At 65.4% G+C, this 20112-nt stretch carries 24 protein-coding genes; 1 reads left to right on the forward strand and 23 read right to left on the reverse strand.

From position 1 onward, the window contains the following. Positions 1-5: 5 nt before the first annotated feature. From NSE01_RS07785 to NSE01_RS07870, 19 genes are all read right to left on the reverse strand, one after another. The gene (locus NSE01_RS07785) at positions 6-1112 is read right to left on the reverse strand and encodes an OmpA family protein (protein WP_147159030.1); all 1107 of its coding nucleotides are present in this window, start codon (positions 1110-1112) and stop codon (positions 6-8) included. A gap of 191 nt (positions 1113-1303) precedes the next feature. Continuing rightward, positions 1304-1759: a DUF2793 domain-containing protein gene (locus tag NSE01_RS07790; protein WP_147159031.1), complete on the reverse strand. Its 456-nt coding sequence runs from the start codon at positions 1757-1759 to the stop codon at positions 1304-1306. Positions 1760-1780: 21 nt separating this feature from the next. Beyond that, positions 1781-4000 carry a phage tail protein gene (locus NSE01_RS07795; RefSeq protein WP_147159032.1) on the reverse strand — a complete coding sequence of 740 codons (2220 nt, stop codon included), beginning with the start codon at positions 3998-4000 and terminating at the stop codon, positions 1781-1783. 5 nt (positions 4001-4005) lie between these two features. Further along, complete coding sequence (locus tag NSE01_RS07800) at positions 4006-4416, reverse strand: peptidoglycan endopeptidase (RefSeq protein ID WP_147159033.1); 411 nt, start codon at positions 4414-4416, stop codon at positions 4006-4008. Then, positions 4413-5243: a phage/gene transfer agent baseplate hub protein gene (locus tag NSE01_RS07805; protein WP_147159034.1), complete on the reverse strand. Its 831-nt coding sequence runs from the start codon at positions 5241-5243 to the stop codon at positions 4413-4415. Before NSE01_RS07805 ends, NSE01_RS07800 begins: the two co-directional genes overlap by 4 nt. Before the next feature lies 1 nt (position 5244). After that, positions 5245-7599 (reverse strand): DUF2460 domain-containing protein, encoded by a 2355-nt coding sequence (locus NSE01_RS07810; RefSeq protein WP_147159035.1) that lies wholly within the window; start codon positions 7597-7599, stop codon positions 5245-5247. A gap of 16 nt (positions 7600-7615) precedes the next feature. Continuing rightward, entirely contained in the window at positions 7616-8197 is a 582-nt protein-coding gene (locus NSE01_RS07815; RefSeq protein ID WP_147159036.1) for a tail tape measure protein, read from the reverse strand. Continuing rightward, positions 8190-8399 (reverse strand): phage tail assembly chaperone, encoded by a 210-nt coding sequence (locus tag NSE01_RS07820; RefSeq protein WP_147159037.1) that lies wholly within the window; start codon positions 8397-8399, stop codon positions 8190-8192. Before NSE01_RS07820 ends, NSE01_RS07815 begins: the two co-directional genes overlap by 8 nt. Then, on the reverse strand, positions 8396-8713 hold the full coding sequence (locus NSE01_RS07825; protein WP_147159038.1) for a gene transfer agent family protein: 318 nt from the start codon (positions 8711-8713) through the stop codon (positions 8396-8398). Before NSE01_RS07825 ends, NSE01_RS07820 begins: the two co-directional genes overlap by 4 nt. Before the next feature lie 11 nt (positions 8714-8724). Then, on the reverse strand, positions 8725-9132 hold the full coding sequence (locus tag NSE01_RS07830; RefSeq protein ID WP_147159039.1) for a phage major tail protein, TP901-1 family: 408 nt from the start codon (positions 9130-9132) through the stop codon (positions 8725-8727). 54 nt (positions 9133-9186) lie between these two features. Further along, positions 9187-9582: a DUF3168 domain-containing protein gene (locus NSE01_RS07835; RefSeq protein WP_147159040.1), complete on the reverse strand. Its 396-nt coding sequence runs from the start codon at positions 9580-9582 to the stop codon at positions 9187-9189. A gap of 12 nt (positions 9583-9594) precedes the next feature. Then, on the reverse strand, positions 9595-9744 hold the full coding sequence (locus NSE01_RS21260) for a hypothetical protein (protein ID WP_170233786.1): 150 nt from the start codon (positions 9742-9744) through the stop codon (positions 9595-9597). Then, positions 9741-10295, reverse strand: coding sequence for a head-tail connector protein (locus NSE01_RS07840; RefSeq protein ID WP_147159041.1), 555 nt, complete (start codon positions 10293-10295; stop codon positions 9741-9743). Before NSE01_RS07840 ends, NSE01_RS21260 begins: the two co-directional genes overlap by 4 nt. 126 nt (positions 10296-10421) lie before the next feature. Then, positions 10422-11597, reverse strand: a complete 1176-nt coding sequence (locus tag NSE01_RS07845; RefSeq protein ID WP_246135093.1) for a phage major capsid protein — start codon at positions 11595-11597, stop codon at positions 10422-10424. 90 nt (positions 11598-11687) lie between these two features. Then, positions 11688-12146 (reverse strand): HK97 family phage prohead protease, encoded by a 459-nt coding sequence (locus NSE01_RS07850; protein WP_147159042.1) that lies wholly within the window; start codon positions 12144-12146, stop codon positions 11688-11690. Further along, a complete protein-coding gene (locus NSE01_RS07855; RefSeq protein ID WP_147159043.1) occupies positions 12143-12451 on the reverse strand; it encodes a DUF6127 family protein in 309 nt (102 codons plus the stop codon). Before NSE01_RS07855 ends, NSE01_RS07850 begins: the two co-directional genes overlap by 4 nt. Continuing rightward, entirely contained in the window at positions 12448-13611 is a 1164-nt protein-coding gene (locus NSE01_RS07860) for a phage portal protein (protein ID WP_147159044.1), read from the reverse strand. The genes NSE01_RS07855 and NSE01_RS07860 overlap by 4 nt, the downstream gene beginning before the upstream one ends. Before the next feature lie 127 nt (positions 13612-13738). Beyond that, entirely contained in the window at positions 13739-15004 is a 1266-nt protein-coding gene (locus NSE01_RS07865; protein WP_147159102.1) for a DNA-packaging protein, read from the reverse strand. Positions 15005-15066: 62 nt separating this feature from the next. Next, a complete protein-coding gene (locus tag NSE01_RS07870) occupies positions 15067-15588 on the reverse strand; it encodes a hypothetical protein (protein WP_147159045.1) in 522 nt (173 codons plus the stop codon). A gap of 264 nt (positions 15589-15852) precedes the next feature. Between NSE01_RS07870 and NSE01_RS07875 the strand changes: the two genes are divergently transcribed. Continuing rightward, a complete protein-coding gene (locus NSE01_RS07875; RefSeq protein ID WP_147159046.1) occupies positions 15853-16497 on the forward strand; it encodes a YqaA family protein in 645 nt (214 codons plus the stop codon). Positions 16498-16521: 24 nt separating this feature from the next. Here the strand turns inward: NSE01_RS07875 and NSE01_RS07880 are convergent, their stop codons facing one another. From NSE01_RS07880 to petA, 4 genes are all read right to left on the reverse strand, one after another. Beyond that, positions 16522-17058 carry an adenine phosphoribosyltransferase gene (locus NSE01_RS07880; RefSeq protein WP_147159047.1) on the reverse strand — a complete coding sequence of 179 codons (537 nt, stop codon included), beginning with the start codon at positions 17056-17058 and terminating at the stop codon, positions 16522-16524. Between the two features lie 109 nt (positions 17059-17167). After that, positions 17168-17989, reverse strand: a complete 822-nt coding sequence (locus NSE01_RS07885) for a cytochrome c1 (RefSeq protein WP_147159048.1) — start codon at positions 17987-17989, stop codon at positions 17168-17170. A 34-nt stretch (positions 17990-18023) separates the two neighbouring features. Next, on the reverse strand, positions 18024-19316 hold the full coding sequence (locus tag NSE01_RS07890) for a cytochrome b (protein ID WP_147159049.1): 1293 nt from the start codon (positions 19314-19316) through the stop codon (positions 18024-18026). Positions 19317-19327: 11 nt separating this feature from the next. Next, positions 19328-19891, reverse strand: a complete 564-nt coding sequence (gene petA / locus NSE01_RS07895) for a ubiquinol-cytochrome c reductase iron-sulfur subunit (RefSeq protein ID WP_174812012.1) — start codon at positions 19889-19891, stop codon at positions 19328-19330. Between the last annotated feature and the right edge of the window lie 221 nt (positions 19892-20112).

Raw genomic sequence — 20112 nt, forward strand, 5'->3', positions numbered from 1 at the left:
GGCGCTTACATGCCCGAACCCGGACCGTACGTGATTTCCACGCGGCGGTTCTGCAGTTCACGCACGCCGTCCGCGGTCGGAACGCGCGGGTTGGCTTCACCGAAGGCCTGGCTGGTGATCGAACCATCGGGGATGCCGTGGGCGCCCAGGTAGCCGCGGACCGCATCGTTGCGGCGCTGCGACAGACCGAGGTTGTACTTTGGCGTACCCGAACGGTCGGTGTAGCCCGCCAGCATGATCGGAACGCTGGCGCAGTTGCCATAGGCGGTAACTGCGTTGTCCAGGATGGTCGCTGCCTCAGGCGTGATGTTCGACTTATCCCAGTCGAAGAACACGATGTACGGACCCTTGTTGCAAACCGGAGCCGGCGGGGGCGGCGGGGGCGGCGGGGGCGGCGGGGGCGGCGGAGGCGGCGGCGGTGCGGGCGGTTCCGGCATCGGAGCCGGCTCAGCGCCGCCAAAGTTGTAAGCCAGAGTCCCGAGCAGCGAGTGCGAGCGCCAACGACCCGCAATGGTCTGACCCGAGAGTGCGTCATTGCCGACGAACTTGAGGTTGCTGACGCTGAAGTAGCGATACTTCAGGCCCAGGTCCCAGTGCTTGGAGATCGGCGTACGCACGCCCGCGACGGCCTGCCATGCGAAGTTGGTGTCCGAATCGTCGGCACCGCCGAAGCCCGCCGTCGAGATGACATACTTCACGTTCGCTACGCCAGCACCGGCGCCCACGAAGCCCTGAAGGCCATCGTCGGGGCCGAAATCAAGCAGGCCGTTGACCATGAAGCTGAGGGCCTGAGAGCGACCGCCGAGCGTACCGGAAGCGCGGTCGACCATGGCGCCCGTGCTGTCGGTGATGCGATCGGCGCGTGCACGGCGATAGCCGAGTTCGCTTTCAAGGCGGAAGCCGCCGAAATCGTAACCGACGATACCGCCAATGTCGTAGCCGGTATCGCTCTTGAGGGTGGCGGCGTTGGCCACACCAGCAATCGCCAGATCGGTCTTTTCGACGACCATCGCGCCAGCATCGACCTCGACGTACCAGGAATCTTTCTTGGCGAGCGCCGGCGTTGCGAGCGCCGTCGACGCCAGGGCCAAGCCCACGAGCAGTTTCCGCATTCTCATTTCCCCTTTATTCGAAGTCATGCCTCGGGTGCTCCCGCCATTAGCGGCTCTCGTTTTTGCTTGCAAGCAAACGTGAGTGCGGGATGTTGCCAAAAGGCAACTAAAACAAGACATCTAGGCAACAATCCCACATCACCCAAACTCCACGCGCCACTGCCTGGGCGCTGACCTAGGGGTATGCCGGGTCAGGAAAGCACACCTGCACTGCGCAGCGTCGTGATGATGGCAGCGATTGCAGTTCGCGCTTGGCTGTCGATCACGCTGCCGCCGGTCGGGGCTGCAGGAGCCGGCGCCAATTGCCAATTTCCGCCAGCAAAGATCCGGTATGCCGCCGCCGCAACATCATAGGCGCGCGTACCCTCGCGCGGGGCAATGAAACGCCAGCCACCCTCGCTCCACGCTGCAATCCGGCTACTCTGTCCTGCAAATGCACCGGTCGCACCTGCGCCCACCAGCCAGCACTGGCCGTTCGTGGGGGCTGCGGGCGGGGCCGAGAGCACCGCCTCGATGGCGGGGTGAAGCAGTACATCGGCGGCCAGCAGGGCCTCGTTTACAATCACTTCCTTCTGGCTCTGCCCGGAAAACAGCATGGGAAGCGCAAACCGCGGCGAAGCGGACGAGAAACTCAAGGGGTCGGTCATGATCTTGTCCTTTCAGGGGTATCATCCGGGGAAGTCGATGCGGAGCGGCACGGACGCGGCGTTCCGCCCGATCTGACGTATGGCAAAATAACGCGGTGCACCCGCTGGCAGCCCCGCAACCTGCCCCGCCGTGATCACCAGCGCTGCAGTTGTTGTTTGCCATAGCAGCACGGGCGCGGCGGGATCTCCGATGGTAACCTCCCAGCGCTCGAACTCCTCGTTCAGCGGCGTATCGACACCATTGAGCCAGGCCCGAGCCCCGCGCGCGCGCCGCACCCAGGTCAGCGCGATCGAACCATCGTCTCGCCATGCTGCCGTGCCATGGACCGGCGAGAGAGGACGCAACGTCGCCCCCGGATCTTCGATTGGCACGCTGACCGCTGCGGCGTCGCCCAGCCCCATAGCAACGATTCGGGTGGTTGCGGGATCGCCGATCAGCGCAGGGTCAAGGCGCACCAGACTGTCGTCGATCAGTATGAATGGTTCATCCGCGAGGTGTGACCCTACTGCCCATTCCGTCCCTCCACGGCCGCGCAGCCAATTGCCTAGACGCCACACCCCCTCACCAAGCGGCGTCGCGCTAGCAAACTGGGCTATTTCCGATCCTATCCGGGCCCGATTCGCGCCCTGCAGCAGTTGGGCAAGGTCGGCATCGGCAAGCTGCTGGTCCAGACCAGCCAGAACCACGTCCAAGGTCGATCGGCGATCAAGCAGATTGGGTGATGCCGAGGGCAGTGCAGTCAAGGTCCTGCCCATGCGGGCCCTTGTCCGGCCTGTAGAGCCAATTGAAGTCAGCGCGCCTCCGTCGCCACCCAGATCAGCGAGCAGCGCTGCTCCGGTCCATCCCCCGCCGGATCCCGATGCAGCGGCGAAGACCGCGGACGTCAAACCGCTTCCGGTTCCGTCCCACGGCAGCGCAAATGCTTCGAGCACGGTCGGCGTCTGGACAAGGTCCGTCGGCGGATTGATCCGGCCTGGATCCGTCGCGGCCGTTGTCGGCGCTGTTGCAGCTCCGGTTGATGGGCTTGCTGTCAGCGAAAGCAGCACCCCGTCCTGCTGCCACTCCCACTGTGCAACGCGCCAAAGGCCGGAGGCGATCGGTATGCTCACGAATGTACCCGGGGCGATGGCAGGGTCGATCTCGGTAACCCTGTACGTGATCGTATCAGCCGGGCGCGTGGCGCGCCGGCTGGCATTGCCAGCAAGCACTTGCGCATCGGCCGCTGTAAGCGCTGCCGGAAGCTCGATGATCTGGAAGTCGCCCTGTTCGCTTCGGCCAATGCCGCGTTGCAGCCCAGGTTGGTAGTCGCGCGCCACATCATAGTAACGCACGCCGCACTGTCGCACGCGGGGCAGGGGCTCGCGCTTGCGTGACCAACCGCTGGCCTTGGCATCGGTTGATCGACCATCCTTGTTCGCGGCGGCTGGACTGGGCAGGGCGATGGGTGAGGCAGGCCCGGTGGGTTCCGCCGCGTGGATCGCCAGTGTGCCACCTGAGACTGCGCAAGCAATCGGCACGGCCTCCGCGATCACTGCAAGCGCGTCTCCCGCAGAGCCCTGATCGATGCTGAATCCCGCAAGACCTACGTCTAGCTGACTTACCGCTGCGTCTGGCAGGATCGCTCGCGCAACGGCGCCAATCGATGTGCCGGTCGGGTCTGCGAGGATTTCGAAGGTCAGCGAGGGTATGCGGTTTCCGTAGTCCGCCAGAGCCAGATCCTCGAATACGGCATAGGCAATTCCGCGATAGCCCGGACATTGCGTGATGCCTTCCGCCTGGGCAATCAACGGGTCGGCTTCCTGGTCGCCGTGCCCAAGATGAACGCGCAGCTTGCCGGCCACTTTGAGATCGCCGCCTGCACCGCGCAGCAAGTTGCCGTCCGCCCAGATCCGCCCGATTCCCGCGATCGGCCTGCTGCCGATGGCCACAGCGAACGACGACGTATAGGTATAGGTGGTGACGGACGGCCTGCCCTTGCCACTGCTCGCCGTATCCTTGTGTTCTACCAGTTCGGTCGCCCAGATCACGCTGCCTGCCGCCCGCATCTTGCCGAAGTGGAGCGGAAGTGCCGAGCCGTAGCTCGAAGTCTGGACCGTCAGGTCTTTCAGTCGCGGCCCTTCGACCCTGCGCCCCCCGCCGAAGATTGCGCCGTCGATCTGGCGACCGACGATCGCCCCGATCGAGCCGCCGATCGGGCCGCCGAATACGGTGCCGACGGCGGTCAGAAGCAAAGTAGCCATGAATGTCAGTCCCCGGTTGAGTTCAGCGGTGTCGGCACGCGCCAACCACCAGTGGGTGGCCACGGCAACGGATCCGGCAGGAAAGTCACCCGGCCTATGCCAGCGTGGGCATGGATGAAGCCGCCTGCCGTCCGGACCAGAAGGTGCGGTTGGATCGGGCTCACCATGACCAGCACCACATCGGCGTCCGATGGCGCGACAGCCTTGAAGCGATTGGCCTGCGCAAAGGGCAGCAGTCCGTGCACGGAAACGGTGCGCAGGCGGTATCCGGCAGGCACGACCGGCTCGCTGCCCGCCCGACGCATGGCTTCGGCCACAACGCCCACGCAGTCGAGGCCGGTTCCAGGATCGCGGCCATGAAGGCGAAAACGTGTGCCGATCAGGCTTGCGGCTGCCGCGGCAAGCGCGGTGTTCACCGCTGTGCTGCCGGATAGCGGGTCAATAGATCGTTCCCCGGCAGAAACGGTTCGCCCTGAAAGTTGATGGCATTGCCGAAGCGCGCCGCGCAGGTGCCCAGCGTATGGTCGCACCCCTCGCGCAACTCGATCCGCGTTCCGGCACTCACGCCCGCAGCCGTCGTGCGATCAAGCATGAGCCAAGGCCCCTCGATCGCTTCGATCCGGCGGACGAGCCCCGCTTCCGGTCCATCGATCCAGCGCAGTGTTCCGAAGGCCAGCAGCCCGATTGCTGGCCCACCTGTCACGCGCACAGCTCCTCCATCCGCCGAAATGGCGGCTAGCGTCGCCTGATGCGTGAACGCATGGGCAGAGAGCGTGCAGCCGCCGGCACAGAATTCCGCGCGGCAGGTCGGCGCGGTCCGCGGCACGATCTGGCGCGACAGAAGATCTTTCACGGAACGCAGCTCGGCCGAAAACCCTGCCCCTTCATGGCCGACTGCCCCGATGGTGCCGGCATAAAGCGTCATTCGCTCAAGCGTTTCCCAGTCGACCAGCCCCATCGCAATCGAGCCCCCGTCGAACCGCCCCGCCGCAAGGTCTTCCTCGCGAATGGAATCATGACTGAGCGCACCCGCCACTTCGGCGCTGTCGGCCTCGAAATCGGCTGTCCGGCGAATGGCCGAAGGCACCATCCCAGGCGCAGTACGATGAAGCAGGCCGTCAAAGGACAGGTCCCTGTCGTGGCTGGTGAAGCCCAGCGTCACCCCGTCGCGCCGTTCCAGCCGCCACCAGATGGCAACCGTCTCGAGCGTCTGGCTGAACCAGACCCGTGTGCTCTCCGGCATATCAGGCGTCCTCGCGCAGTTCGATCAGCGGCACGCTCGGCGCCTCGCCGGCGGCAAACGCCGCGCCGGAGATGTCGAGCCGGTCTTCGCCAAATCGGACCGGTACGTCGAACAGGAAGCCGGCGCGGACAATCTTGCCCGCAGCCGGGGCGTCTGCGAACACGATCTCGCCCAGTGCATCGAGAGTCCAGTTCGCCACAGATACGCCGTCGATGCTGACCACCACGCTCTCGGCGCGCGGGCGGGTGATGCGCCGCTTCTGCGCATCAGTGCCCTCACCATAGACCTTCACCAGTGGGAAGCGCGCTCTTGCCCCATCACCGGTCCCGATTGTCTGGTCGAGCGCGGTAGGTAGGCCGGTCATCCCGTTGGAGCTGAAGTCCGACGGGTCGCGCAGGCGGAAACCGCGGGCCTGCCCGCGACGCGCACGGAAGAAAGTAAGGAGCTCTCCCAGTTCGGCTTCAGAACGCACGCCCGGTCCCACGTCAAACCGCAGGCGCGCGTCCGCCCACAAGCTGTTGCGCCGTTCGAAGCCGGAAGCCGTGATTGTCACGTTGGTCGAAAACTCGGGGGTCACTGTTGCGGATCTTCCGATCGCGATCGGAAAGTGCACGTCGTCGAAGGGCTGCATAATGTCCTCCTCATTGGTGGAACCGGCTGTGGCCCCTGGCAGGCGGGTGAAGCCGTCGCGTGCCACTTGGGGCAGCGCCCAGATGAAAGTCTCCGCCACGCCCAGCGCCTGCGCTTCGCTTGCTGCGGCATCGATACGCGGCCACATGGCTTCGGCATCAGCGGCATTGAGCACGAAGCCGGAAAGGTAGTGCTGATGCGCCCGTGGATAGCCGAGCCGCGCCTCTGCCTCCGCGCGCCCGCGCGTCCTGCGCGCCTCGAACCCGGCGGTCAGCCAGTCGTAGTCCTCTAGCTGGAGCACATCGAACGCTGGCGATGCCCATCCCGTCGGCAAGTTCGCGCGCCGCGCTTCGGGCGTTGCGGGATCGAGTACGGTCGGCAGGAATGCCAGTAGCAGCGTTTCGCAAGGCGCACTTCCGGCCGCCGCCCGCACGGCTGCCGTCAGGCCTGCTGTCGCGCTTGCGAGCAAGGCGCCGGCAGCATCGAGCAGCGCCTTCTGCGTTGCGGTCAGTGTTGCACCGAGGTCCGGAATGGCCACCGGGTTCCCGCCCAAGGCTGCCTTGGTAGCATCATCATAGAGGCAGATCTTGCGATCGGCGGTCACCCACCACCACGGCTCGCCAACCTGATAGCGCACCGGCAAGCCTGCTTCCGTGAGCAGGCCAACCAGTCGCACGGCCACCTTGCGCAACCACGCCGTCGCCGCCGTACTGGCCGGTGAAAGCAGCGCCGAAGGCGGTGACCAGCCCGTCCGGGCAGGGCTGCCATCGGCCGCGCGTTGTTGCCAGGCAGCGGGGCAGTGCTGCGCCAGCAACTCGAACGATTGCGAGAGGATCACCGTGTATCCCATCGCCTTCGCGCCGGAGAGGAACGCCTGGTGCCAACGTTCCGCCGCAGGATTGAATGCAGGCAAAGCAGGATCGACCACGAAACCGCCCGCGCCGTCTGGCGCCAGCGGAAAAAAGTGGCTCATCCCCACATAGTGATTGATGCTGCCGCGATAGCCGAGGCCGCGCACACTACGCAGCAGCCGCGCGGGCGTCTGGTTGTAGCCGTCGTCATAGCCCGTTGCCATGCTCAGCCCATGGGGCGGCACCATCACGTCGCCGATGGTCAGCATGGGCTTGTGCCCGCTGCAGCGCATCGCGCTCAGCTCGGCCCAGCCTGTAATGGCAGACGCGAACGGCGTCGTTGATGTCGCCGCATAGCCCGGCGCGACGAGCGAAATGAACATGCGGTCGATGTCTGACGGATAGACCGGATCGGCCTCACCCGGCAGGATGAACCCCCCAGCCAGCGCCGAGAACGGCAGCGTGATGACCGCATCGGTCGGCGTGCCTGCCGCATAGTTCCACAGCCGCAAATACCATCCGCGGGGATTGCCCGCAGCGTCTCGCCCCTCGATGGTCAACGTCGGTCCGTTCACTGCATCGAGCGGCAACACACCGTTCGAGCGCCAGCGGAACGACAGTGTCAGCCGCGCGTAGTCGCGGTTCGTATCGTAGGCGAGCAGCGGGTGGTCCCAGCGGTCCTCGCTTTCCCAGATCAGCCCGATCAGATCGTTAGCCTTCTGGAAAACGGCGTCGACCCGCAGTGTATCCGGCGCGGTGGTGACCACCGACGCCATCGCCGGGCGCGGAAAATCCACCATCCAGAAGCGCGGGTCGAACCGTTGGATCGTGTCCGTCGCCTGCACGGTACGGCGTTTTGCCAGCCAGAAGCTCATGGCTCCTCGTTCCTTCTCAATATTCGCTAAGGGCGCGCCGCACCGCTTGCGCTACCTGACGGCTGGAGCGGCGCAGACTTTCCGGACTGCTGCTGCCTTCGGGCGCAACAACCCTGATCGAGACGTTGACGGACCGCGCCCCGCCCCTGCTGCCCGGATCGACCTGCCCGGCCGATGTCGGTATGAACAGCTCCGGGCCGCGCTCGCCGACGAGGTAAGGGCGGCCTGGCGCGACAGGTCCGCCGGTCGCTCGGCCGGGCAATCCGAAGATCGAGCTGATCAGGCTGCCGATGCCAAGGATGCCGCCTCCAAGGCCGCCGCCACCGCCCGAACCGCCAATCCCGATCGAGGCAAGCCCGCCGCGCAAGGCTTGCGCCGCGATGTCGTCGAGCACCCTCAGGCCGGTCCGTCGAAGATCCTCGAAACCCAGGCTTCCTCGCCGTACGGCACTCAGCAGACCACGCTCGAGCACGTCGCCGCCGCGGCTGAAGCCGTCGACGACGATCGAGTCGAAGCTGCTGCGCATCTGGCCGATGTCGGCAGCAAAACCGTCGGTGCTGGCCCGCACATCGACGACCAGCGTAGAAAGACTATCCATGCGCATCGCGCTCCATCATTGCGGTCAGGGTGCTCCGGTCGATGCTGTCACCGGGTGGCGGCGCGGCGGCCATGACAACCGCTGCAAGCTCAGCCGGCGTGGCCGTCCAGAATGTCTGCGGCGACCAGCCGATCAGCAGCGCAGCCTGACCTGACAGCCGTATCGCCGCTTCGCCGAAGCGGGCTTCGGCCTTGGCGCTCATCCGCCGCCCTTCAGCACCTGCACCAGCAGGCTGCGCAAAGCGGGCGCGCAGGCAGAAAGGCCGGCCTTGGTCACGGCCTCGGCAAAATCTTCGCGGCTGTGGTCGGATGGGTGCGCCAGACAGTGCCAGAAGAGCGCCACCATTTCGGCGAGCTTCAGTTCACCCCCGCTCGCCCGTTCGACAAGTCCAAACAGCGGCCCCAGTTCTTCTTCGGCCGCCACCAATGCGCCAAACGTCGGGCGCAGCACATGGGCTACCCCGTCCAGCAGCAGGCCGGCCTCGCCGCGGTGCGGATTGGGAGCGGCAGCGGTCATCGACACCCCGCTCATACCTGCACCACCAGGCCAGAGCTTTCGAGCGACAGTGTGTAGTTGCGCTCGCCATTGAAATCCCCGGCATATTCGAGCTTCTGGACGAGGAACTTGCCGCGCATCTTCTCGCCGCCCTCGAACGAAAGCTCGTAGTCGGTGATCGTGCCTGCCAGTGCATTGCCGAGGACCTGACCTTCAGCGGCGCTGCCAAGGAAGATCCCTGCAGCACTTACGCTCACGGATCGGGTCCCCGCGCCTGAGAGCAGTTCGCGCCACCCGCCGGAATCCTTGCTGGTCACCACCACCAGTTCGCCGTTGATAGACATCTGCGTCGTGCGCAGCCCGGCCACGGTGTTATAGGTCGGCGTCGCTGCGCCATCGCTGATCTTCAGCAGAAAGGCGCTTCCCTTCTGTGCTGGCATGTCGGTTCTCCTGGTTGGAAGGATTGCATGATGTGCGGCCGTCAGACCCTGCGGTCAGGCCGCAAGCACCCGTGCCCGGTATTCGAGCACCAGCACGCGCAGCGCCTCACCGCGCTGTTCGGCCCGGGCCCTGAGAAATGTGAGGCTGGCAACCTGGAAACCGGCGGCGCTCTGGTCAGCCGGAAGGCTCTCCATCCGTGCCTCGATGGCTCCGATCAGATTGGCTTCGGAAAGTTGCTCATAGCCCCGGTAGTTGAGCTCGAGCGCGACGCGGATTTCCCGGCCGCGTCCACTCTTATTGCTCCAGTCCGTACTGGCGCTTGCCGTCAGGGCCAGCCACGGGAGCGCCGTCCTGAGCGGGGCTTCTTCGACGATCGCGTTCAATCCCGTGGCCAGCGTCGGATCTGCAGCAAGCCACGAAACCACTGCGGCACGAAAAGCCAGTTCCATTGCTCACTCCTGTCATTGCAGCGGCCACAGCCACCGGGCGGATCGCCAGTTCGCGGTGTTGTCTGCCGCCGCGCGGCCTGCGGCGCGGGCTTCGGCGATTTGCCGTGCGGCTGCGATCAGCTGCTGCTGCACCTGCACAAAGTTGTTGCTGGTCTTGCTCATGCGATGCGCATCCTGCGCCACGGCCGCCACAACGCTGCGACCGAAGCCGGCGGACCGGCCATGGCCTTGTCATTGTCGCGCGCGCGGTCGCGGTGCTGGTATGCGGCCCACCGAACCAGTCCCTGCCGGATGGCTTCGGGCAAGGTGTCCCACCCTTCGGCCATCCCGGCGGCGAACTTCACGGCGACCCGTGTTTGATCGATCGGCCGGTTCAGGCGCACACGTCCGGTGCCTTCAGCGTCGATGTCGATGTCATAGTCGGTCGCTGCCAGCGCCGTACGTGTGCCATCGGCAGCTATCGCCAGAACGCCGGAGATCGCTTTCACCGGCCGCGTCGCCAGCGATTGCCAGTTGCCGCATGCTTGGAGCACTTCTTCGCAGTCCGTTACGAGCGGCATCATGCCGATAAATCCTTCGCACAGCTCCAGCGCGGTCCTGATCAGACCTGTCAGCTCCGCGTCTTCGCGCGTCGTGCTGATGCCAAGCCATGCCTTGAGTTCGGCGAGCGCCATCGGTGCCAGCGTCGGCGGCGCGGTAATTGCCCGCTTCATGGCAATCTCCGGTGTTCTGGGGATGAAAACATCCCGGACAGGAAAGGGGGCGTCCGCGGCGTGAGGGGGTGCGCCGCGGACGCGGGGGCAGGCGCGTCAGGGGTTCGCGCGCCCGCCCCAACCGGATCAGGTCGAGATCTTCAGCAGCTTGATCGCATCGCTGTCGAGCACCTGGCCGCCCACCCGGCGCGTCGCATAGAACTGGACGTAGGGCTTGTTGGTGTAGGGATCGCGCAGGATCGTCGTCGCAGTGCGCTCGGCGATCAGATACCCGGCCTTGAAGTTGCCGAACGCGATCGGGAAGTTGCCTGCCCCGACGTCTGGCATGTCTTCGGCTTCGATCACCGGATAACCGAGCAGGCGGCTCGGCTGGCCATCGACGATGCCGGCCTGCCACAGGAACGAACCATCCGCCGACTTCAGCTTGCGCACCGCCGCCAGCGTCGCCGAGTTCATCATCCACACGGCGCCCTGACGCAGCGCGGCCTTCATCGAGAAGACCATGTCGATCAGTTTCGATTCAGGCGATGCGTCGAACGCATTGGCGTTGCCCGAGGCGACGAACTGCAGCGTACCGAACGGACGGACCGCGTCGCTCTGCGCCGCCGTCGGGCCGGTCAGGAAACCGCGTGGCTGGTTGGTGCCGGTGCCGTTGATGAAGGCTGCACCCTCGGCACGGGCGAACTCGGTGGCGATCTCGTTCGCCAGCCAGGTGCTGACATCAAATGCGGCGTCGTCGAGCATCTGCTGTGTGGCGGAGGGGTTGGCATAGAGCTCACCCAGCGGCGGCACGATTTCGGCCAGTTTCGGGCTGGCGGTCTCGATGCGCGCACCGGTCTCGCTCGCCCAGCCCGATGCAGTGCCGCCGATCGAGATCAGCCGGCGGAAGCCGCTCGTGCTAGTCTGGATCACATTGGCAACGCTGCGGACCGGGCTGAGCTTGACGAGGCGGCGCGCGATCTCGGCATCGATCGTGCGGGGCACGGCAAAGCCGCCGTCTGCAGGCGAAGCGATTGACAGGCTCTTGAGCTCGGTCTCGCAGCCCATTCGCAGGTAGCCATCGACGAAGCCCTTCATCTCGGGGGAGGCATCGGCAACTTCAGTGCTGCCGATCAACGGGCGGACCGCAGCGCGGTTCACCTTGTCGAGCCGGCCCTTTACTTCGGCAATGTCGCTGCGCAGCGCTTCGATGGCGGCGGCAGCCTCATCCTGGCGCGTCACGATATCGAACGACGCATCGAATGCGTCGGCCTTGGTCTCGATCGCGCCGATCATGGCGCCTTCGGGGGAGTTGATGTCCATGGAACCGAACGTCCTTTCTTGATGGCGACCGCCGTTGCAGAGCAAGATGCTCCGGGGCGGCCTCTTCGGGGGTAACGAAAACGAGGGGAGTTACGCGGGCGCCAATCGGCCGCCTTTGCTGTCGACATAGTGGACCCGGGCCAGCTGCTGCATGGGCCGGGTCACCAGGCTGACTTCGATCAGGTCGACGCTGCGCAATTCGCGCCCGCCGCCCTGCGGCGCGGCATCGCGCACCCGATATCCGAACGAGAGACCGTTCACGGCCCCCTCGGCCAGCGCCTTCGCGGCGGGTCCGGCACCGGGGGAAAGCGAGGCGACGACGCGCAGGCCGTGGCGGTCCTCTTCGGCAAGGTCGACCCAGCCGATCCGCTGGCCGGTGCGATGCTGCCACAACAGCGGCAGCCGCACGCCGGCTTCCCTGCGCGCCGCCAGCGTCTGGGAGAACGCGCCGGGCACGATCACGTCGCCGCCGCTGTCGCGCTTGCCAAAGACCGCGGCATAGCCAGCAAAGCGCAGGGAAGACGGCGCCTGAACGCTGTCCGCACTCATCGCAGCACATCCTCTGAGCCGAGCCGCACGGCGATGCCCAGCAGCAGCAGCGCCAGCACACCGCGCACCACCCAGCCTACCACCGCTTTCCACGCGCTCGCCTTGGCATCGCGCCAGGCCCGCAGCAGTTCGCGCAGCTCAGCCAGATCTTCGTGCGCGGTTTCGTCGGCGAGGCCCATCTGCTCCAGTGCCCGCGCCGCCCCCAATTCGCTCGCTTCTTCCACGACCGCACGCAGCGTGATCAGTTCGGAGCCCTCGCTCCCGGCCTGCGCCAGCAATCCTGCCAGCATGTCCTCGCGCCTCATGCCAGCTTCTCCGCAAGGCCGAGCATCTGCCGTTTCTCGGCAGGCGTCAGGAAATCGGCCGCCGTCACCTGCGACCACAAGGCCTGCCGGTCCTCGGCAAGTGCAGGCACCCGGTCGAGCTCGACCGCCATCTTCGCGTCGGTAAACCACGGGGCGAGCCCCTCGGTCAGCGCATCGAGGATCTTGCCCGTCAGCGGTAGCAGCGTCAGCCGCCACAACGCGCGGTTGGCCTCTCTGTAGTTCGAATAGGTGTTGTCCCCCGGCAGTCCGAGCAGCATCGGTGGTACGCCGAAGGCCAGCGCGATGTCCCGCGCCGCCGCTGCTTTCAACGTCGCGAAGTCCATGTCAGCCGGGCTCAGCGCCAGCGTCTGCCATTTTAGACCGCCTTCGAGCAGCATCGGCCGACCGGCATTGGTCTCGCCCGAAAACGCTGCGGCAAGCTCGGCCTTGATCCGTTCGAACTGATCCGCGCTCAGCGCTGCGCCCGGTTCACCGGGATCGTATACCAGCGCACCCGATGGCCGCGCCGCGTTCTCGAGCAAGGCCCGGTTCCACCGTGCGGCGGCATTGTGGATCGCCACTGCTTCGTCCGCGGCCTCCAGGCAACCTGCACCATAGTGGTCGTCTGCGGGATGGAACGCGCGAATGTGGATCAGGTTCGGCTGGCCGAACTCGTCCACTGCATCGATCTGCAGTGTCGTTTCGCCCAACGTATAGGCAAACGCCGCCGGCCAGCCCTTGCCGTCGGGGATGACCCGCACCCGTTCCGGGCGCAGCGCAAAGAGTTCGGCCGGCTGGCCATCGGCATCGCGCAAGACCTGCACATAGCCGTTGCCATGCAGCAGCAGCTGGCTTGCCAGCGTCTCCAGCAGCGCCTGTCCCGCGCTGGTTGCGCTGACCAGCCGGATCAGTTCCGGGTCCGATGCCGAAAGCGGGGCACTGCCCACGCCCTCGGCGACCAATCGCACTGCGCGCTGTGCCACCGGGTTCTTCAGGTAGGCTTCGCGGATAGCTACCGGGTAGTTCAGCGGCCCGTGTGCCTCACCGCTCCGCCACTGGAACGCTTCGGCCCAAGGTGAAATGAATCCGCGTGCCAAGGGCGCACGGTCGGATACCGCGGCGCCCTTGAAGGCCGCCGCGAGGCTCTGCAAAATCGACATGTCCAGCCTTTCAATGCGCTCGAAGCATCAAATCGCCTGCCCGCAAGCGGGAGGTGCACTTTCTTCTCCCCCCTCCCGCAAGCGGGGAGGGGGGGCCTTCACTTGGGGAGGCCCGCGAGGCGTCCCCTCAATCAATCCAGATGCGGGGCTCTCCGCTCCGACCCAGCATCAGCTCGGTCAGCGCCCAGACGCAGGCATCGGCTCGGTCAGGTGAGCGACCCGGACCCTGATAAGTCCCGCCCGGCAGCAGACCGCACAGTTCGTCCTCCAGCCGGGCGAACAGCCCTGCGTGGCGGACTCGTCCCGCTTCATAGAGTGCCGCGACCGGCTCGGCCCGCGCCGCCTTGCCGCGCGATGCATGCACCAACCGCAGCGGCAGCGCGGCATTGGCTGCCCGCAGCACCGCGCCCACCATCGCCCCGCCCTGGTTGGCTTCCGCCACGACGCGGTCGGCAGACCACGCCTGCGCGGCCTCGGCCACCGCACGGGCCCAGCGCTCGGGGCTCGGCTTTTCGACCGAGGCATCCGCCAGCACTCGTGCGATGCCGTCGGTGCCCAGCCCGCAAACCACGATCCCGCAAGCATCGCCATCCGCGCTGGCCGGCGGGTCGACTCCCACGATCACACGGGTCATTCCCGGCAGCACGCCAGCTTCGCGGCAGGTTTCGAGCAGCCCGCGCGTCCAAAGCGCACCCGGCAGGTCGTCGATCAGCTCGCCTTCCAGCTCCTGCCGGCCCAGCAAGGTTCCGCCAAACTCCCGCGTCACATCGGCGATGAACCGTCCCGGCAGATTGGCTTCATTCTCCAACGTCGATCCGCGCGTCAGCACGACATCGCCGCCGTCGCCGACTTGCGCCATCAGGCGCCTGACAAGCGGCACGGCACGCGGAGTGGTTGTCGCCACGATCTGCGGCGCGTTGCCCAGTCGCAGGCCCAGCATGAGGTTGTCCCAGCACCGCCGCGCTTGCCCCTGGTTGTCGTCCCACTTGGCAATCTCGTCGCACCAGGCATGGCTGTGCTGCGGCCCACGCAGCGCCTCCGCTTCCGCTGCTGAATAGAGCAGCGCCTGCGCGCCGCCGGGCCAGACGATCCGGCGCAGTGACGGCTCATAGCGCGGCCTGAGGTTCGGCGGGCTCACCGCCATGAGCCCGCTTTCTCCTTCGGCCATGATACTGCGCGCTTCGTGCAGCGACGATGCTACCAGTGCGATCCGCGCCGAATGGTCGCGCTCGGCCACCATCCGCACCCATTCTGCGCCGGCACGCGTCTTGCCAAAGCCGCGTCCCGCCATGATCAGCCACACGCGCCAGTCACCCTGCGGTGGCAACTGCGATGCCCGCGCCCAGAGCGGCCAGTTCGCCAGCAACGCTTCCCGTTCACACGGGTCCAGCATGTCGGGCAGTGTATGGGCCAGCCGGTGCTCGTCGTGACGCAGAAAGTCGAGGCGATCGGCGCTCACGAAGCGGACTGCGGTTTGGGCAGGATGGCTCCGCTCAAGGCGGCAGCATCGCGCTGTGCCTTCGCGTCCATCACGCGGCGTCGCAACTCGTCGACTTTTCGGTCGATCGCGGCGCGGATCTCCGCGGAGCTTACATGGTCACGCCGCGCCCGCTCGCGGACTGCCGATTCGCGGTGCGCGGCAAGCAGGCGGAAAGCGGTGGCATTGTCGAAGCTGCGGCTGGCCCGCTTCGCGTTCTTCAATTCACCGGTGCGCAGCCGATAGAGCAGTTCCAGTTCGAGGTTGTCGTAACCCTCGCACAGCGCAACCTGCCATTGCCGTTCGAATTCATGGTCGTGACGCCTCCGATGATAGGCGGTCGATACGTCGATCTTGGCCCTGCGCGCAGCCGCAGCCACGTTGGACGTGTCGGCGAGGGCGGCAAGGAATGTGGTCGTCCAGTGCTGTGCCGCCTCCGATTCGGTGCGCTGCGTCTTCGCGGCACCACACGGCTGCGGCGCATTGGGTCGCTGGGCCATCGGCTATCCGTTGTCTGGAGAGGGGAAGTGCGAAGCCGTTCGCTGCCGGGGCGGCGACTCGGTCTTTCGCGATGTTCCTGTTATGTACTCAAACAGTGTGACGATGTCAAGGATTTTGTACCTATACGGTTAATTCGTGCCCCCCTAGAACTTTGCCGCCCGCTCGCTTAGGGAATGTTTGGATTGCGTTGCTAGGTAACCTCCGCGGGACGTGTCCCGATTCTGCCCACAGACGCACGTTTGACCAGTCGAGTATCCAGCCCAATGCTTCGCAGCCTCTACAATTGGACCATGGCCAAGGCCACGCACCCGCTTGCCGAAGTCTGGCTCGCACTTTTCTCGGCGATGGAGGCAAGCTTCTTCCCTGTGCCGCCACATCCACTGCTCGGGTTGATGTGCCTTGCAGAGCCCAAGAAGGCCGTGCGCTACTCGGCCATTGCCACCGTTGCTTCGGTCCTCGGCGGCCTGCTCGGCTATGCGATCGGCTATTTCCTCTTCGCCAGCGTCGGCAAGCAGCTCCTTGAACTGCTCCACCTCGCTGAGAGCTTCCCCCACGCCGCGTGCTATCTCCGCGAATACGGCGTTGAGATCATCGTCATCAAGGGCGCCACGCCGATCCCGTTCAAGCTGCTGACGATCACCGCTGGCTTCATCGCCATGCCGATCGTGCCGTTTCTGCTTGCCAGCATCGTCAGCCGCTCGATCAGCTTCATGATCGTGGGCGGCATGTTCCGCCTCTTCGGCGCACCGATCAAGCGCGTGATCGACAAGTACCTCGGCCTCGTGACCATCGGCTTCGTCGTGTTCGTCATCGGCGGGTTCTATCTCGCCAGCGTGGTCAGCGGGGCGAGCAGCGGCAGCGCCGAAGTCACCGCGCGCTGCGCCAAGGCGAGCATGGCAACCCTCTGATCCGGGCTACCAGCACTGAGATCCTCAGTGCCCGGGAAAGTCCATCAGCGCTTCGACCGTCACGCCGGCACTGCGCAGTCGTTCTGCGCCGTGCAGGTCCGGAAGGTCGATTACGAACAGCGCATGATCGACCCTGGCGCCCGCGCCGCGTAGCAGTTCCGTTGCCGCCAGCGCCGTACCGCCTGTTGCGATCAGGTCGTCGACGATCACCACGCGCGCCCCGTTGGTGATGGCGCCGGGATCGATCTCCAGCCGGTCACGACCATATTCCAGCGCGTAGTCGATGCCTACCGTGCGCACCGGCAGCTTGCCCGGCTTGCGCACCGGCACGAAGCCCAGCCGCATTTGCGCTGCCACCGCCGCGCCGAAGATAAATCCCCGCGCCTCCATCCCCGCGATGGCATCTGCGCCAGCGGCTTCGGCCAACTGTGCAAGATGGGCGATGCATGCGGCAAAGCCCTCGCCGTGCCGGATCAGCGTCGTCACGTCGCGAAACAGGATCCCCTTGGCGGGGAAGTCGGGCACCGTGCGCACCAGCGCCTTGATTTCGTCCTTGGTCATCGCGGCCTTCCATAGTCGCGCCCACAAAAAAGGCCACCGTTGCCGGTGGCCTTTGTTTGTTACCAAGGTTCGAGAAGAACCTTGTGCCGAAAGGTCAGTGCTTGTCAGCTCAGACGTTCCGCTTGGCAAGGTAGGCAAGAACCGTAGCCGCCAGCAGGAAGCCCAGCACCGGCCAGCCCGTCTGCTTGCGCTTGTCGAGCTTGGGTTCGGCCGTCCAGGTCAGGAACGCCGCGACGTCCATCGACATCTGGTCGACCGTCGCCTTGGTGCCGTCGCTGTAGGTCACCTGACCGTCGCTGGTCAGCGGCTGCGGCATGGCGAGGTTCAGGTTGGCGAAGTACGGGTTGAAGTACAGCCCATCGGGCGTCTTCGCATCCGGGAACTTCTTGAGCAGCTCTTCGCCAGCTTCATTCTTGTAGCCCGCCTGATCGGTGTAACCCGTCAGCAGCGAGTGGATGTACTGCGCACCGCCGTGACGCGACTTCGCGATCAGCGAGAGGTCTGGCGGATTGCCCTGACCAGCGTAGTACACCGGCGGGAAGTGGTCCGAAGGCAGGTTCGGACGATCGCCGCGATCACCGGTCTTGGGATCGAAGGTCTGCGCTTTGTTGCCCCAGTTCTTGGCGATCGCCTTCACTTCGGCTTCCTTGTAGCCGAGCTGGGCGAGGTCGCGGAAAGCCACCTGCTTCAGGCTGTGGCAGTTTGAGCAGACTTCCTGGTAAACCTTGAAGCCGCGCTGAAGCTGCGCCTTGTCGAACGTGCCGAAGGCGCCGTCGAACGAGAACGCGACTTCCTTCGGATGCATGTGGAACAGCTTCTCCGCGGTTGGCGGGGTGGGCTGGGTCGCAGCGTTGTATGCGCCGTTCCCGAAGGACCAGAGCAGTGCGACTGCGAAGAAGAGGCCAACGAGCGGGCCAAATAGACGGACCATGAGGTTTCCCTTTGGATGTGCCGGGTTGGCAGGCTCAGGCGACAGCCGGGGTTGCGGGAGCGAGGGTGGCGTGCTCGTCCTTGCCCAGCACGGCCTCGGTGATCGAGAACGGCAGCGGCTGCGGCGTCTCGACCGACGAGACGATCGGCAGGATCACAAGGAAGTGCAGGAAGTAGTACATCGAAGCGATCTGCGAGATCATCACGTACGGTTCCTCAGCCGGCGCACCGCCGCAGTAGCCCAGCACCAGCACGTCGACGACGAGCAGGTAGAAGAACTTGCGGAACAGCGGACGGTAGTGACCCGAGCGCACCGGGCTCGTATCCAGCCAGGGCAGGAAGAACCAGACGAGGATCGCGCTGAACATCGCGAGCACGCCCATGAGCTTCGCCGGGATGAACATGAAGTCCGAGGTGAAAGCGCGCAGGATCGCGTAGAACGGCCAGAAGTACCACTCAGGCACGATGTGCGCGGGGGTCGAGAGCGGGTTCGCCGGGATGTAGTTATCCGGGTGGCCCAGCAGGTTCGGCGCGAAGAACACCAGGGCGCAGTAGACCATCAGGAAGATACCGAGCCCGAAGCCGTCCTTGGCGGTGTAGTAGGGGTGGAACGGCACGGTGTCCGATTCCTGCTTCACTTCCACGCCGGTCGGGTTCGACGAGCCGGGGATGTGCAGCGCCCAGACGTGCAGGATGATCACACCCAGGATCACGAAGGGCAGCAGGAAGTGCAGCGAGAAGAAGCGGTTCAGCGCGGCGTTGTCCGGTGCGAAACCGCCCAGCAGCCACTGCTGCAGCGGGGTGCCGACCAGCGGGATTGCCGAGAACAGGCCGGTGATGACCTTGGCGCCCCAGAAGCTCATCTGACCCCAGGGAAGCACGTAACCCATGAAGGCGGTGGCCATCATGAGCAGGAAGATCACGACGCCCAGCAGCCAGATCATTTCGCGCGGGGCCTTGTACGACGAGTAGAAGAAGCCGCGGAAAATGTGGGTGTAGACCACGATGAAGAACATGCTCGCGCCGTTGGCGTGGGCATAACGGAGCATCCAGCCCCAGTTCACGTCGCGCATGATGTGCTCGACGCTGTCGAATGCAACGCCGGCATTGGCGGCGTAGTGCATCGCAAGTACAACGCCGGTCACGATCTGCAGAACCAGCGCAAAGCCCGCGAGCACGCCGAAGTTCCACATGTAGTTGAGGTTGCGCGGCACCGGATAGCCGGCGCCCACCGCGTTGTAGACAAAGCGGGGGAGGGGAAGCCGGTTATCGACCCACTGCATCAGCGGGTTGGTCGGCTTGTATTCGTTCGCCCAGGGAAAGCTCATCGTGTCAGTCCTCAGCCGATCTTCACGACAGTGTCGGAAGAAAATTCGTGGGGGGGCACCTCAAGGTTCTTGGGTGCCGGGCCTTTGCGGATGCGCGCCGCGGTATCGTAGACCGAGCCGTGGCAGGGGCAGAAATAGCCGCCGAACTCGCCCTTCACTTCGCCTTCGCCGGCGCCGAGCGGCACGCAGCCCAGGTGGGTGCAGACGCCCATCGTGATCAGCCAGTTGGTCTTGCCGGCGGTCGTGCGCTTCTCCAGCGTTTCCGGATCGCGCAGGGTCGAAACGTCGACCGCATCTGCCGCCTTGATTTCCTCGGGCGTCAGATTGCGGATGAAGACCGGCTGCTTGCGCCACACGGCCTTGATCGCCTGGCCCGGCGAGATCGCCGAGATGTCGATCTCGGTCGAGCTCTCGGCCAGCACGTCGGCCGAAGGCGCCATTTGCGAAATCAGCGGATAGAGCGCGGCGAGACCGCCGACGCCTGCGAAGCTCACCGCAGCGATATTGATGAAGTCACGACGCCGTACGCCGTCACCAGCCATGGTAGCCTCAGCGATGCTTGCTTGTTCAGCCATTGCCATTCCCTGCCTGCGCTGCCGCCGCCACGGATCGGGCGCGATAGCGTGTCCTAAAATGTCCCACACCGATCCGGCGGGAAAGTGCCCAAAGGGACGCTCGTCCAGCCATGCCGCACCAACCCCCGCGACAACGCGGGAGTTCGGTCCCCTTGGGCGCGCCTGATAGACGCAAAGCCGCCAGTTTGCCAACAAGCATTTTGCCGTGGATGCAAGGCATC

The organism is Novosphingobium sediminis (genome assembly GCF_007991615.1).
GTDB classification, from domain to species: domain Bacteria; phylum Pseudomonadota; class Alphaproteobacteria; order Sphingomonadales; family Sphingomonadaceae; genus Novosphingobium; species Novosphingobium sediminis.

Bases quoted from the DNA above. Each gene is read 5' to 3' on its own strand.
- NSE01_RS07875 (WP_147159046.1), top strand. From the start codon at position 15,853: ATGCTTCGCAGCCTCTACAATTGGACCATGGCCAAGGCCACGCACCCG.
- NSE01_RS07880 (WP_147159047.1), bottom strand. From the start codon at position 17,058: ATGACCAAGGACGAAATCAAGGCGCTGGTGCGCACGGTGCCCGACTTC.
- NSE01_RS07845 (WP_246135093.1), bottom strand. From the start codon at position 11,597: ATGGACATCAACTCCCCCGAAGGCGCCATGATCGGCGCGATCGAGACC.
- petA (WP_174812012.1), bottom strand. From the start codon at position 19,891: ATGGCTGAACAAGCAAGCATCGCTGAGGCTACCATGGCTGGTGACGGC.
- NSE01_RS07835 (WP_147159040.1), bottom strand. From the start codon at position 9,582: ATGGAACTGGCTTTTCGTGCCGCAGTGGTTTCGTGGCTTGCTGCAGAT.
- NSE01_RS07820 (WP_147159037.1), bottom strand. From the start codon at position 8,399: ATGAGCGCCAAGGCCGAAGCCCGCTTCGGCGAAGCGGCGATACGGCTG.
- NSE01_RS07805 (WP_147159034.1), bottom strand. From the start codon at position 5,243: ATGCCGGAGAGCACACGGGTCTGGTTCAGCCAGACGCTCGAGACGGTT.
- NSE01_RS07885 (WP_147159048.1), bottom strand. From the start codon at position 17,989: ATGGTCCGTCTATTTGGCCCGCTCGTTGGCCTCTTCTTCGCAGTCGCA.
- NSE01_RS07865 (WP_147159102.1), bottom strand. From the start codon at position 15,004: ATGCTGGACCCGTGTGAACGGGAAGCGTTGCTGGCGAACTGGCCGCTC.
- NSE01_RS21260 (WP_170233786.1), bottom strand. From the start codon at position 9,744: ATGAGCAAGACCAGCAACAACTTTGTGCAGGTGCAGCAGCAGCTGATC.
- NSE01_RS07790 (WP_147159031.1), bottom strand. From the start codon at position 1,759: ATGACCGACCCCTTGAGTTTCTCGTCCGCTTCGCCGCGGTTTGCGCTT.
- NSE01_RS07795 (WP_147159032.1), bottom strand. From the start codon at position 4,000: ATGGCTACTTTGCTTCTGACCGCCGTCGGCACCGTATTCGGCGGCCCG.
- NSE01_RS07890 (WP_147159049.1), bottom strand. From the start codon at position 19,316: ATGAGCTTTCCCTGGGCGAACGAATACAAGCCGACCAACCCGCTGATG.
- NSE01_RS07785 (WP_147159030.1), bottom strand. From the start codon at position 1,112: ATGCGGAAACTGCTCGTGGGCTTGGCCCTGGCGTCGACGGCGCTCGCA.
- NSE01_RS07830 (WP_147159039.1), bottom strand. From the start codon at position 9,132: ATGCCAGCACAGAAGGGAAGCGCCTTTCTGCTGAAGATCAGCGATGGC.
- NSE01_RS07815 (WP_147159036.1), bottom strand. From the start codon at position 8,197: ATGGATAGTCTTTCTACGCTGGTCGTCGATGTGCGGGCCAGCACCGAC.
- NSE01_RS07840 (WP_147159041.1), bottom strand. From the start codon at position 10,295: ATGAAGCGGGCAATTACCGCGCCGCCGACGCTGGCACCGATGGCGCTC.
- NSE01_RS07860 (WP_147159044.1), bottom strand. From the start codon at position 13,611: ATGTCGATTTTGCAGAGCCTCGCGGCGGCCTTCAAGGGCGCCGCGGTA.
- NSE01_RS07850 (WP_147159042.1), bottom strand. From the start codon at position 12,146: ATGAGTGCGGACAGCGTTCAGGCGCCGTCTTCCCTGCGCTTTGCTGGC.
- NSE01_RS07810 (WP_147159035.1), bottom strand. From the start codon at position 7,599: ATGAGCTTCTGGCTGGCAAAACGCCGTACCGTGCAGGCGACGGACACG.
- NSE01_RS07855 (WP_147159043.1), bottom strand. From the start codon at position 12,451: ATGAGGCGCGAGGACATGCTGGCAGGATTGCTGGCGCAGGCCGGGAGC.
- NSE01_RS07825 (WP_147159038.1), bottom strand. From the start codon at position 8,713: ATGACCGCTGCCGCTCCCAATCCGCACCGCGGCGAGGCCGGCCTGCTG.
- NSE01_RS07870 (WP_147159045.1), bottom strand. From the start codon at position 15,588: ATGGCCCAGCGACCCAATGCGCCGCAGCCGTGTGGTGCCGCGAAGACG.